This window comes from Spectribacter hydrogenoxidans, from assembly GCF_031846275.1.
Lineage (GTDB): Bacteria > Pseudomonadota > Gammaproteobacteria > Nevskiales > Salinisphaeraceae > Spectribacter > Spectribacter hydrogenoxidans.
In genome coordinates, this window is record NZ_JAVRIB010000011.1 from 67,693 (window position 1) to 81,193 (window position 13,501).

The following is a 13,501-nucleotide window of genomic DNA, read 5'->3' on the forward strand; positions in this document are numbered from 1 at the left end:
AACAACCCGCGCCCGGTTTCAGCCGGCCGCCTCGAACGCGGTACGCATGGCCTTGCGCTGGGCCTCGTCGGGAAGAGCGCCGCGCCCGGCGCGGGCGTTCTCGGCGGCGTGCTCGCGGTCCGAGGTGGCGGGAATCGCCACGGTCACCGCCGGATGCCCGAAGATGTACTTGAGAAACAGCTGGGCCCAGCTTTCACAGGCCAGGTCCTCGCCCACGCCGGGCAGCGGCTTATTGCGCACCCGGGCGAACAGCTTGCCGCGCTCGAACGGCTCGTTGACGAGCACCGCCACGCCGTTGTCGGCACAGGCCTCCAGCAGCCGGATCTCGGCGTTGCGTTCGGCGATGTTGTAGTTGAACTGGACGAAATCCAGCGGCTCCCGGGCCACCAACTCGGCCAGCGTGGCGTGCTGGGCGACGGTGTAGTGGGTTACGCCGAGATAGCGAATGCGGCCCTCCTTCTTCCAGGCCCGCAGGGTGTCGAGGTGGGTTTCCAGGTCCAGCAGGTTGTGCACCTGCATCAGATCGATGGTCGCCGTCTGCAGGCGCTCCGCGGATTCGCGCATCTGGGCCTTGCCGGCCTCGACGCCGCGGGTCCAGACCTTGGTGGCGGTGAACAGGGCGTCCGGCGCATCGATGGCCGCGGCCGCCCGTCCCAGGACCGTTTCCGCCCGGCCGTACATCGGCGATGAATCCACCACCCGGCCGCCGTTGTCGACGAACGCCCGCAACACGTCCTGACGCTGAACCATGGCGGCGACATCGTTGGGGTCCACGTCGAAGGTGCGCGCGGTGCCCATGCCGCTTATCGGCACCTGTTCACCGGTGGCCGGGATGGTGCGCAGGATGGTGTCGTCCGGGAGCGGTGGCAGGATGCTTTTGCGGCCGGCACCCACCGGCGGGAGAGCGGCCAGCGTGGCGGTGCCCAGTGCCCCCTGGAGCAGTCTGCGACGCTGGTGGAAACGGGTTGGTCGGGTCATGGCGGGTCTCCGTGAACAGGGTAATCCGGATCGGGACCATGGTACCGCCGCGTGTGCTCGCGGCCGAGCCATCCGGCCAGTAGCAGCCAGCCGGTGGCAATCGGCAGCACGGCGAAGGCCATGCCCGTCAGCCCCAGGCCCAGGCTGGTCAGCCCGGTATAAGCCCAGCCGCTCAGCGCGTCGCCACCGCGGTACACCAGGGTGTCGATGGCGTTCTTGGCCTTGTACTTGTCCGTGCGCGGCAGCACGGTGAACAGGGCCTCGCGGGCGGGCCTGGCGACGGCATAGTTGGCGCTGCGGCGCAGTACCTGGAATACCGCCAGTACCGCGATCACCGGCACCAGCCCCAGTACCATGAAGCCGAGCAGGCTGATCGCCGGCAGGCTGCCGAGTGCGGCGCCCAGCCCCAGCCGCCGGATCAGGTGATGGGTGACGAACAACTGCAGGCCGACAGTCACCACATTGGTGGCCAGATCCACCGCAGCGAACAGCTGAGTGCGGCGGGCATCGTCCTCGAACAGGCGGCTGACCAGTTCGGCCTGCTGGAAGTAGAGCACCGTGGACAACGCGGTGTAGCAGAGGATGAACAGCGCCACGCCCTGCAGATAACGGGATTCGGTAATCCGGCGCAGCCCTTCCCAGACGCTGCCGCCCAGCCGGCTGCGGTCGGCCCGGGTCTGGTCGGCCGCCCAGCGGCGCAGGACCACGATGCAGCCCAGGGCCGCAGTCAGCATGCCGGCGCTCAGCGGCAGCAGACCGAGTACGCCCAACTGCCCGGCCAGCAGGGCGGCCAGGCCCGGTCCAGATATGGCACCGGCGCTGCCGCCGGCCGCAATCAGCGCGAACAGACGCTTGCCCTGGGCAGCGGAGAAGATGTCCGCCATGAAACTCCAGAACACCGACACCACGAACAGGTTGAACACGCTGAGCCAGATGAAGAACGCGCCGGCGGCGATGTTCCCGCCCAGGCCGCTGGCCAGCCAGGCCCAGAACAGCAGCAGGTTGAGAATGAAGAATCCGTATACCAGCGGTAGCAGCAGGCGTCGCGGATAGCGCGCCGCCAGCCAGGCGAAGGCCGGCACCGCCAGCAGCATTGTCAGGAACGTACCGGTAAATAGCCAGGGCAGGTCGCCGGTACCGTCACTGATGGCCAGCGCATCGCGCACCGGCCGCAGCAGGTAATAGGCAGCCAGCACGCAGAAGAAGTACACGAACGACCACACGGCCGCCGGCGTTTCCCCGGCCCGGATCGGCAGCAGCCGTTCAGCAATCACGGCCAGCTTCAGGGTTCAGCCGGCGGCGCGGGCCGGGCCGCGCAGGCGTTCGCCCACCTGCAGCACGCTGACCAGCAGGGCCGGCAGGAAAGTGATGGTGATCACCATCGTGAACAGCAGCCCGAACAGCACGATAGCCCCGACCCCGCGATAAAGCTCGGTGCCGGCCCCCGGCAGGAATACCAGCGGCGCCAGCCCGAAGGTGGTGGTGATGGTGGTCATCAGGATCGGCCGGAGCCGGGTGGCCACTGCCTCGCGCACGGCATCTACCACGGGCATGCCACCGGCCCGGTTCAGCCGCGCCTGATCCACGATCAGGATGGGATTGTTCACCACCGTGCCCATCAGGATCAGGAAGCCCAGCATGGTGATCATGTCGAATGGCTGACTCAGGGCCGGCAGACCCAGTATGGGCAGCCAGCCCCCCACCAGATTCATCAGCGCCAGCCCGGCAATACCGCCGGCCACACCCAGCGGGATGGTGACCAGGATCAGCAGCGGATAGCCCCAGTGAGTGAAGATGGCCACCAGCAGCAGATAGCTCAGCACCACCGCGATCACGTAGTTGTCGGCGAGGGCGGCGCGGGTAGCGTCCAGCTGATCGCTGGCCCCGGAGATGTCCACGCTCACCGAGGCCGGAATCTCGCCGTCCTCGCGCATGGTCCGGATGATGTCCTGTTCTACCGTATTCACCCCGGTTTCCAGCGCCACACCCGGCGGCGGGATGATGTAGAGGGTTACGGTGCGCTGGCCGTTCAGACGCCGGATGACATCGGTATCCACCGTTTCCCGGAAGTTCGCCAGGCTGGTGATCGGCTGGCTGCCGGCCAAGGGGGTATGAATGCTGCGCCGGGCCAGGGCGTCCAGATCGGTGCTGCGCCCGCGACTGTCGTAGACATAGATATCCACCTTGTTGTCGGCCAGGATGTACTCGTCCACGAACGCCCCGTCGGCCAGCGCAGCCACGGAAAAGCCCAGCTCCTGCGTATTCAAACCCACCTCGGCCAGACGGGCATGATCGGGCTCCACCCGCAGCAGCGGCTGGGCCAGCGACAGGGTCTGGGGATCCGCCCGCACCTGGGGATTGTCGAACACCGTCTGCGCCCGGTCGTAGGCGGCACTGGCCACGGTGTAGATGTCCGCCAGGGATGGCCCGGCGATGTCCAGCGTCACGCTGCGGGTGCCGCCGTCGTTGCTGGTGATGATGGAACCGCGGGTGGAGAACGCGCGCATGCCGGGATAGGCGCGGAACAGTTCGTTGTAACGATTCATGAGGGCGTTGATGTGGTCCGCGTCCATCGGCTCGCTGATGATGCGCAGGCCCTCGGCATTGATGCGCATGTTGAGGTAGCGCATCGGCGGGATGTCGGTCTCGCCGGCATCGAAACGGGCCGGGTCGCCCCCGATATGGGGCACCAGCTTCTCTCGCAGTTCCTCGCCGATGGCCGACATCTCGGACAGGTTGTAGCCGGGAGGCGGAATCATGCTGGAGAAGGTCTTGGCCTCCTCGCCCTCCGGTAGATACGAGGCCGGGGGTGTAAGCAGGCCGATCACTGCGGCCATTACGACAACCGTCAGCCCGATGCAGCCGAATCTCCTGGGTCGCGAGGCAAGCAGCCACTCCACCCCGCTCAGCGCCCGCTGTTGCCAGAGCGGGGTGCGATCGGCGAGTTTTCCGCTCAATGGCAGACGCACGCTGGCGGTTGGCACCACCACGATCGCCACCAGCATCGACACGAAAATGGCAGCGGCGATGGCGATGGAGATATCCGAATAGAGCTGCCCGGCTTCCTCCTCGATGAACAACACCGGGGCGAATACGAGAATCGTGGTCATGGTGGAGGCCAGTACCGCCGGCCAGACCTCGCGTACGCCCGCCAGCGCCGCAGCCAGGCGGTCACTGATGGTCCGGCGGGCCCGCTCGATGTTCTCCAGCACCACGATGCTGTTGTCCAGGGTCATGCCGATGGCAAACGCGACCCCAGCCAGCGAGATGACGTTGATGGTGCGCCCGGTCAACAGCAGGCCGAGAAAGGCGGCGATGGTGCAGATGGGGATGCCGATCACGCCGACCAGAGTGGCAGGCACCGAACGCAGGAACAGGTACATCACCAGCGTGGCCAGCACCGCGCCGATCAGCAGATTGCGCCAGACGCTGGCCACCGAGGCCTGCACGTAACGCACGTCGTCGCTGATCAGCTGGATGTTCATCCCGGCGGGTTCGAGCACCCGTTCGTTGATGCCGGGAATGGCATCGGCCATGGCCTTCTTGATCTCGATCACGTTCGAGCCGGTCTCGCGGCGCACGGACAGGGTGATGTTGGCCTGGTCGTTGTAGAACGACTCCTCGCGGATCTCGGCGTGATCCAGCCGCATGTCGGCCACATCGGCCAGCCTGATCACCGCGTCGCCGCGGCGCGCCAGCACGATCTCGCCGAGTGCCTCGACATCGGCAAAGCGGCCGATAGTGCGCAGCAGATAGCGGCGCTTGCCACTGTCGATATCGCCGCCGGTGACGTCCTGGCTGCGCTCGCGCACGGCGGCGCGCACGTCGGTCAGACTCAGTCCCCGCGCGGTCAGACGGTTCGGATCCATGTGAATCTGGATCTGACGGGCAGCACCACCGCCCACCTCCACACGCTCGACCCCCGGCACTCGCTCCATCAAGGGGCGGACGCGGTCGTCGATGAAGTCCTGCATCATGTCCATGTCCACCCGCATCGGGTTTTCCGGTAGCGGCGCGACGCGGTAGTACATGAACGAATTCTGCGAGAACGAAGTTGCGAACAGCCGGGGCTCGTCCACGTTCTCGGGATAGGTCGGTACCTGTGACAGCGCGTCGTTGGAATCCACGCCGAACGGGAATTCCAGCTGGATCTCGGCGGCCCCGGTGCGGGCCACACCTACCATGCGCTGCAGGCTGGGCACGTTGCGCAGGTACTCCTCCTGCTCGATCAGGATTTCCTTTTCCACATCCTGCGGCGTGGCCCCGGGCCAGGCGGTTTCCACCGTGATCGTGCGCACCGCCAGATCCGGAATCATCTGTACGGGTACGCGGAAGGCGGCCACGATGCCGAACAGGCAGACAATGAGCACGCCGATGGCCAGCAGCGTGGGGCGCCGGATCAGGCCTTCAATCATGGGGGCGGTCTCCGGCAGGCCGGACGGAAGCGCGCGGCACCGGCATCACGAGCCGGCGTCGATGCGCACGCGCTGGCCGTCGGTCAGGGCCTCGTTGCCCTGGACCACCACCCGGTCCCCGGCCGACAATCCCTGGCGCACCTCAACCCGGCCTCGATCGCTACGACCCAGCATGATCTGGCGCCGACGTGCCACCGGGCCGTCATCGGCCTCGGTCACCACCCAGGCATGGGTGTCGCCACCGGGTGACCGCAACACGGCATCCCGGGGAATCGAAATCACGGCCTCATCGGTTTCGATGCGGAACTCCGCCTCCGCGGACATGCCGGGGGCCAGCCGGCCGTCCTCGTTGTCCAGCGCCACCCGTACCAGGAAGCTGCGGGCGGTGGCATCGAGGGCATCCACGCGGGCGCTGACCTCGGCCGAGCGGGGGTCGCCGCTGCCGTCATGGGCGTGTACTTCCACCGGCGTGCCGGGCCCGAGATGGCCGAAGTATTCCTGCGGCGCCTGGACATCCAGCCGCAGCTGGCGTGTTGCCACCAGTTCAAATACCACGTCGCTGCTGGCAGCGTACTCGCCGATGTCGGTCGTGCGGCTGGCTACCACGCCGTCGAAAGGCGCCGGGAGGACATGCCGGGCCCGCCGTTCCCGCTGCAGTTCAACCTCGGCCTGCAGTCGATCCACCGCTGCCGTTGAAGTGCGAACTTCCGCGTTGGCAGCCTCCAGTTCGGTACGGGGAATGGTGCCGCGTTCGGCCAGCGGCTGACGTTCATTTCGCACGCGCCGGGCTTCCGCCAGCCGGCTGCGGGCTTCCGCCAGAGAGGCGTTGAGGGTTGCCAGTTCCAGTTCTGCCAGGGTCGCGTCCATCTCCAGCAGGGTGTCCCCCTTCGCCACCCGGTCACCGGCGTCCACCGCGACGGCGGTGACCAGTCCGCTCAGGCGCGGCGCGAGCGCGGCCCGGGCCGGGGAGGTCAGCGTGCCGGTCAGCGGCAGAATCTGCACCCATGGGTCTGAGGCGACCTGTTCCACCTGGATATCGGTGGGCTGGGCCGATACAGTCGGTGCGAACACGACAGCGAAACAGGCTGCCGGCAGGCGGCATCGGTACAGCAGACGAATCATGCGCGGCATTATGCTCAAGTTGGCAATATCAGTCGGGCCGCGAATCCTGCCGCCGCCCCCTCGGCACTGTTGGGACGCCTGTCCTGCCCGATGGTTCACTGGTGATTCGGACGATTTCAAATAGCCTGATTTGAGGGCTTGTCAGCGGGATAGCCGCGACGAAGACAGGCCCTGGGTCCAGCGTCGGACGAAGAAAGAAGGCTAGAACTCTCCCTTCAGGTTGAAGTAGACGTCGGATTCCGCGCTTTCGATCACGTTGTCCGGCACGCCGCTTTCCGACAATCCCTGTGCCGCGTGCACCGTCAGCTGAATGTTGTCCAGCGGCGCGAACTCCAGCTTGATGCCCGCGTCGGTGGCGCGCTGGGTGCCGGCTCGGCCGAAGGGCTTGTTGTCGCCCTCGAACTGGGCCATGCCGCTCTCGACAAACACGGAGAAACGGTAGGGGCGGCTGAATACCCGCCAACGCGGCAGCTGCACCTGGAAACGCCCGTAGGCCCCGGTATCGCCCACCAGAATGCCCGGCAGATAGGCGCTGAGGTTGTCCGGGCCGCCAAGCACCCACTGCTGCTGCTGCGGGACACGATCATCCAGCGAGAATTGCCCCTTGAGCTGGATCGAGGCCAGCATCTGATAGGGCAGTCGGTAGCTGGTCTTGAGGCTGGCGTCGAACAGGTTGAATTCGTTGGTACGCTCGGCGTCTGTCAGGGTATTCTGGATTTCGCCGCCAAAGCCGCGCTTGTAGCCGGCGCCGACGTTGAGGCTGCCACGCTGTTCGAACAGCGTCCAAGAATCGGAATAAGTGGTACCCAGCCGCGCGGTGCCGTAACGCTCGTCCTGGATTTGCTGGCCCGCGAGCGAGATTGACTCCGTGGTGCCGCCGCCACCGCCATTGCCTAGCAGGTCGTCGAGCAGCCCTCCCAGCAGTCCGTCCAGAAGTTCGCCGAGTGCGGGATCGCTGGCGTCGCTGCCGCCGTTGCTGGTGGCCACCAGGCGGCCCTCGTCGATTGTGAGGGTGGAATCAACGTAGGCCAGTTCCTGCTCCAGCAGCCAGCGGGAATCGTCGTTCGCGTAAAGGAACTGGTTGCCGGTGAGTTTTACCTCGACGATCTCGGCGCTTTCGCGATCGTCCTGGAACACTAACTGATTGCTGCCGTCGGCGGTTGCGGGGCTGTCGAACAGACCGCTGACCTCGTACTCCGTATATGAGCCTGACAGGCCATAAAGTCCCCAGGAGGTCACGGTGGAATAGCTCAGGTCTCCCCGACCGTAGCTCTCCCCCCCGCGTGAACTGCCTAGATCGGTGAAGCCGTGGGCATAACCCAGACCGATCTGGTCGCCGTTGTCCAGCGAGTACTTGGCGCTGGCCAGGCCGAAGTAGCGGCCCAGGAAACGATTGCCCGGATTGCCGAAGGCGGCGGTCAGGTCGAAGGGATCGTGTTCCGGGTTCTCCCGCCCGTCGATGACCAGGGTGAAGGCTGCAGGGTCTTCGGGTGCCACCGAGTACGACGATGTCATGGTGTAGCCGGCCCGTTCGGACTTGAGTTCGGCCAGCACCCGCATGGGTTCCATATCCTGCTTGGTCAGCCCCCGCTGTCCCTCGAATGATTCAAAGAACGGGGCGATCGCGGGCGGGGCGTCCACCTCGGCCAGATAGCCCTCGTTGACATGCACATAGATGGTGTCGCTCTGGCCCTCCCGCGCGTACTGCACGTTGACCAGGATGTGGCCGTCGGCGGGGTACAGCGCATTCAGTAGCAGCACCACCTGCGAGGGTGTGCGGCCGGCCGAGGTGACCTGCCGGATACGCTCCTCCGACAGATAGGTATTGCCGGTGACCAGCAGGGTGTACTGGCCGACCTCCAGTTCGATCACCTCGTCCGCCGCGGTATGCCGTTGTTCGAGTACGGCGACCTCGGCCTGCTGGGGTGGCAGCGGCGGGGGCAGGTCAAGCGGCATACGTACTTCCTTGTCGTTATCCGGTGAGGAAACGGCGCAAGCCTGGCGCGCCGACGTCAGCAGCGAATGCTGACGGCTCCCGGGGCGCAAGGCAAGGCATGGGGCAGGCCAGCGTGGTCACCGTTGCGCCTTGATCGCGTCGAAAGCGGCCAGCGCCTCACGCCGAGACTCCTTCAGATCCACCAGCGGTGCCGGGTAATCGGTGCCTAATGTGACCCCGGCATCGCGGCATACGGCGGCCGGGGCCGCCCAGGGTGCATGGATGTGTTTGGCCGGCAGCCGGGCCAGTTCCGGCACCCACTGCCGGACGTAGTCGCCCTCGGGATCGAAGCGCTCACCCTGGCGGCTGGGATTGAAGATGCGGAAGAAGGGGGCGGCGTCCGCCCCGCAACCGGCGGTCCATTGCCAGCCCAGGGTATTGCTGGCCAGGTCCGCGTCCACCAGCGTGTCCCAGAACCATTCGGCGCCGGCCTGCCAGGGCTGGCGCAGATTCTTGGTCAGGAACGACGCCACGACCATGCGTACCCGGTTGTGCATCCAGCCGGTCTCCCACAATTCCCGCATGCCGGCGTCCACCATCGGAATCCCGGTCTGCCCCTGTTGCCAGGCCTTCAGGGCCTGGTCATCGTCGGCCCAGGGGAAGGCCTCGAAGCGGCGGTCCAGTGGCTTGCTGGGTGTGTCCGGGAAGTGAAACAGCAGATGATGGGCGAATTCCCGCCAGCCGATCTCGCTCAGGAACGTCTCCGCGCCCACCCGGGCGCTGCCGTCCAGCCATTCGTGCACCCCCTGCCACACCTGCCGCGGTCCGATCTCCCCGAAATGCAGATGCGGCGACAGTCGCGAGGTGCCGGGTCGGGCCGGCCAGTCCCGGTCCTGCTTGTAGCTGTCCACGCAGCGGTCGAGAAAATCCTGCAACGCGATCTGGGCGCCGGCCTCGCCGGGGGTCCAGGCCGCGCGGATGCCGGCATCCCACCCGATGGTTGGTCGCAGGCCAAGCTGCTCGATAGCCAAGGAGTCCGGCGCTTCGGTGGGACCGACAAGTTTATCGGGTACCGCGACCGGCAAGTGCATTCGTTGCGCCGACAGGGCCCGCCAGAAGGGTGTGTAGACCCGATAGGGATCGCCTGCCTTGGTGGCCACTTCCCAGGGTTCGGCCAGCAGGGCCGCGTTGTGGCTGCTCACGACCAGGCGGTCGTCCCGCAGGGCCTGCTTGATTTGCCGGTCGCGCTCGATCACCGCCGGTTCGTAGAGTCGGTTCCAGGTCACGGCACTGGCGCCGGTTTCTCCGATCAGGGTTTGCAGGGCTTCGAGACTCGGGCCCTGCCGGATCACCAGTGGCATCCCGAACTCGGCCAGGCTGGCCTGCAACACCCGCAGACTTTCGTCCAGCCATACGCGCTGGGCACCGCGGGGTGCCCAAGGGGCCTCCTCGTCGGGCGCATGGATGTACACCGGCAGCACCGGCCCGCGGGCGGCGGCCTCGGCCAGTGCCGGGTTGTCCGCCAGACGCAGGTCCCGGCGCAGCCAGACCAGGGTGAGATCGCTCATGATTCGTACGGATTGATGGTGATGGGCTCAGACGCTTTCGCCGGCGGCGATGCGCGTTTTCAGATCGGCGGCCTGGCGCCGGATCGTGGCCATGGTTTCCGGATCCTCGCGTTTGCGGTCGAGATTCCTGATCTGGAAAACCATGCGTCGGTTGCCGCGAAAGCGTTCGTCGTGGCGGTCGAGAAAATCCCAGTACAGGGTGGTGATCGGACAGGCATTCTCGCCAACCGCGCGGCGGTGGTCGAACCGGCACTTACGGCAGTAGTTGCTCATGCGGTTCACATAGTTGCCGGACGCGCAGTAGGGCTTGGTGCCCACGATACCGCCGTCGCCGAACTGGCTCATGCCCAGTGTGTTGGGCAGGCTGACCCAGTCGACGGCATCCAGGTACATGGCCATGTGCCAGTCGTGGAAAAGCCTCGGATGAACACCGGCCAGCTGGGCGAACAGGCCCAGGATCATCAGCCGCTGGATGTGATGGGCATACCCGTTATCCCGCACGTTGCGCATGGCGTCGGCGATGCAGGCCATGTCGGTATCGCCGTCCCAGTAGCTGGCCGGTACCGGCAGTTGTGCCTCGAGCGCGTTGTGTTCGATGTAGTCGGGCATATCGTGCCAGTAGATACCGCGCACGAATTCGCGCCAGCCGAGGATCTGGCGCACGAAGCCCTCGACGCTGTTGAGCGGCGCCTCGCCGGCCTCCCATGCTGCCACCGCGGCGCCCACCACCTCGCGCGGATCGATCAGATGCAGATTCAGCGCGGCCGACAGGCGCGAGTGATGCACCAGATCGGCCCCGGTCCACAGCGCATCCTGCCAGGGGCCGAAACCGGCCAGCCGATGCGCGATGAAATCGGCCAGTGCCTGGCGGGCCTGGCCGGTCGTGACCGGCTGATCAAAACCCTCGAGACGCCCGGGGTGGTCACCGAAACGGGCGGCCACCAGCTCGATCACCTCGCGGGTCAACGCGTCCGGGGCAAACGAGACTGCCCGCGGCAGTTCACCGGGGCCGTTGCGGCCGAAGCTCTCGCGGTTGTCGGCATCGTAGTTCCAGGCGCCGCCCGCCGGGCCGCCGGCCTGCATGAGAACACCGTGAGTGCGCCGCATGTGGCGGTAGAAGTCTTCCAGCACCAGACGCTTGCGGTCGGTCGCCCAGTCATCGAATTCCTCGATACCGCAGTAGAAGTGCCGGTCGGGTCGTACCTCCAGCGGCAGGTCGAGCTGGTCCGCGGTTTCCTGCAACATGCGCCAGACCCGCCAGTCGCCGGGTTCGAGAACGATCAGGCGCTCGGGCCCGAGTCGCCGGATATCGGCTGCCAGGATGCTGGCGAAATCCGGCCCGCTGTCGCGGCGGCCATCCGCTTGCAGGGCGTGATAGGCCACCTCGATACCGGCCGCGTGAAGATCGTCCCGGAAGTGGCGCATGGCGCTGAAGAACAGCACCAGGCGCTGCTGATGGCACCAGACATGGGTGGCCTCGGTGGCATTCTCGGCCATCCACACGTGGTCCCGGTCGGGATCGAAGCCGTCGAAGGCCGCACTATGGCGATCCAGTTGATCACCTAGAACAAGAACGAGATGGCGCGGACTGACGATGAGACTCTCCCGAAGCGGTTGCGATGACGCCGGCCATCGCCGACGATGACGTCATGGTGGGGCATGATAACGAGTCGGCGGCCATCGCGACGGTGGCCGGATTGCTGGCGCGGGCCGAGCGGTTGCTGGTAATTACGGGCGCCGGCATGTCGGCGGATTCGGGTCTGCCGACCTACCGTGGCGTCGGCGGGCTCTATAACGACGGCGGCACCGATGAGGGCATCCCGATCGAAACCGCTCTGTCCGGCGGCATGTACGCGCAGCGCCCGGCGCTCACCTGGAAATACATCAGCCAGATCGAACAGGCCTGCCGCGGCGCCCGGCCCAATGCCGGCCACCAGGTGCTCGCCGGACTGGAGCAGTCCGGCCGGCGGGTGACCGTCGTCACCCAGAATGTGGACGGGTTTCATGCCCGGGCCGGCAGCAGCGATGTGATCGAAATGCACGGCAATCTGCACCAGTTGTATTGCCCGGCCTGTCAGCATTGCGAACAGGTGCCCGATTTCGGCGGCCTTGCGATCCCCCCGGTCTGTCCTGCCTGCGACGGCATGCTGCGTCCGCGGGTAGTGCTGTTCGACGAGATGTTGCCGGACATGGCGGTGGCCCGCTACGAACAGGCCCTGGCCGATGGCCCCGATATGGTGATCAGCATTGGCACCACTGCGGTGTTTCCCTACATCGCCGAACCGGTCCGGCAGGCGGTGCGCGAGAGGATTCCGACCGTGGATATCAACCCCGTCGCCAATCCGTTGTCCCGCGCGGTGGACCATCATCTGGCGATGCCTGCGGCGCGGGCACTGACCGCCATCGAACAGGCGCTGACCAGCTCCGGCGTCGGCGAGGCCGCCACTTGACCGATACCGTCCCGGTCGCCGGCCGCACCAGTGTTGAACGCGTCGGCGGACGCTTCGCCAACCCGCCGGGCCAGCACCAGCCGGGCTGCGGTCCGGGCGGGTTGGCGCGATTCCTGTGGGGTCGCGTGACCGATCGCCGTGTGCCCGTGCCGCCGCCGGGGCATTGTCTCGGTCCGGCCGCGGTCGCATCCGGCCGGCGGGCCTGCGCCGGCCGTGATCATCTGACCTGGCTGGGGCATGCGGCGTTTCTGCTGGAACTCGGCGGCCGGACGCTGCTTACCGATCCCTTCCTGTCGGACGTGGCTGCCCCCCGGCCGCTGCCGGCACCGCGCCGGTTCGTGCCGCCGGCGCTGACGGTGGCGGAACTGCCGCCCATCGATCTGCTACTGATTTCCCATGCCCACTACGACCACCTTGACGCGCCCACTATCCGCGCGCTGCGGCAGCGATCGGATCCGGATGTACTGGTGCCGCTTGGCCTGGACGGGTTCTTCCGCCGCCAGGGCTATGGGCGGGTGCAGACGCTGGACTGGTGGCAAGCGGTAACCTGCCGGGGCCTGCGGATCACCGCGGTGCCGGCCGTACACTTCTCCCGGCGCGGGCCGTTCGATCGCAACTCCGCGCTGTGGTGCGGTTACGTGGTGGAAACCCCGGCAGGACGACGGCTGTATTTTGTTGGCGATACCGCTTACGCCCCGGTGTTCCGTGAAATCGGCGCCGCATTCACCCCGATCGACACCGTGCTGGTGCCCATCGGCGCCTACGAACCGCGCAGGGTGATGCGTCAGGTTCATGTAAACCCGGAGGAGGCTGCGGCCCTGTGCCGCGACGTGGGCGCTCAGTCGGCCGTGGCCATGCACTGGGGCACCATCGTGCTCACCGACGAGCCGCCGTTCGAGCCGCCGGCACGATGGCGCACGGCGATGGCTGATCAGGGTTTTGCCGGCGAAGCCGCCCGGGTACCGGCGATCGGGGAGACGCTGCGGCTCTGAGGCATTGCTGAAAAAGTCGTCCTGGCCCTCTTCAGCATCG

At 66.7% G+C, this 13,501-nt stretch carries 9 protein-coding genes; 2 read left to right on the forward strand and 7 right to left on the reverse strand.

Annotated features, from left to right (window positions below):
• Positions 1 to 18: 18 nt before the first annotated feature.
• The 7 genes from RM532_RS11360 to RM532_RS11390 all read right to left on the reverse strand — a co-directional run bounded on the left by RM532_RS11360 (position 19) and on the right by RM532_RS11390 (position 11,615).
• Positions 19 to 978 (reverse strand): aldo/keto reductase, encoded by a 960-nt coding sequence (locus RM532_RS11360; protein ID WP_311653448.1) that lies wholly within the window; start codon positions 976 to 978, stop codon positions 19 to 21.
• The gene (locus RM532_RS11365; protein WP_311653449.1) at positions 975 to 2,252 is read right to left on the reverse strand and encodes an NTP/NDP exchange transporter; all 1,278 of its coding nucleotides are present in this window, start codon (positions 2,250 to 2,252) and stop codon (positions 975 to 977) included. The genes RM532_RS11360 and RM532_RS11365 overlap by 4 nt, the downstream gene beginning before the upstream one ends.
• Before the next feature lie 15 nt (positions 2,253 to 2,267).
• Positions 2,268 to 5,393: an efflux RND transporter permease subunit gene (locus RM532_RS11370; protein ID WP_311653450.1), complete on the reverse strand. Its 3,126-nt coding sequence runs from the start codon at positions 5,391 to 5,393 to the stop codon at positions 2,268 to 2,270.
• Positions 5,394 to 5,438: 45 nt separating this feature from the next.
• Entirely contained in the window at positions 5,439 to 6,515 is a 1,077-nt protein-coding gene (locus RM532_RS11375; protein ID WP_311653451.1) for an efflux RND transporter periplasmic adaptor subunit, read from the reverse strand.
• 201 nt (positions 6,516 to 6,716) lie between these two features.
• Positions 6,717 to 8,471, reverse strand: a complete 1,755-nt coding sequence (locus RM532_RS11380) for a ShlB/FhaC/HecB family protein (protein WP_311653452.1) — start codon at positions 8,469 to 8,471, stop codon at positions 6,717 to 6,719.
• A gap of 117 nt (positions 8,472 to 8,588) precedes the next feature.
• Positions 8,589 to 10,019: a cryptochrome/photolyase family protein gene (locus RM532_RS11385; RefSeq protein ID WP_311653453.1), complete on the reverse strand. Its 1,431-nt coding sequence runs from the start codon at positions 10,017 to 10,019 to the stop codon at positions 8,589 to 8,591.
• 27 nt (positions 10,020 to 10,046) lie between these two features.
• Positions 10,047 to 11,615, reverse strand: coding sequence for a cryptochrome/photolyase family protein (locus RM532_RS11390; protein WP_311653497.1), 1,569 nt, complete (start codon positions 11,613 to 11,615; stop codon positions 10,047 to 10,049).
• Between the two features lie 23 nt (positions 11,616 to 11,638).
• On the opposite strand from RM532_RS11390, the gene RM532_RS11395 reads away from it, so the two are divergent.
• Complete coding sequence (locus RM532_RS11395) at positions 11,639 to 12,469, forward strand: SIR2 family NAD-dependent protein deacylase (protein ID WP_311653454.1); 831 nt, start codon at positions 11,639 to 11,641, stop codon at positions 12,467 to 12,469.
• Entirely contained in the window at positions 12,466 to 13,461 is a 996-nt protein-coding gene (locus RM532_RS11400; protein WP_311653455.1) for an MBL fold metallo-hydrolase, read from the forward strand. Before RM532_RS11395 ends, RM532_RS11400 begins: the two co-directional genes overlap by 4 nt.
• Positions 13,462 to 13,501 lie beyond the last annotated feature (40 nt).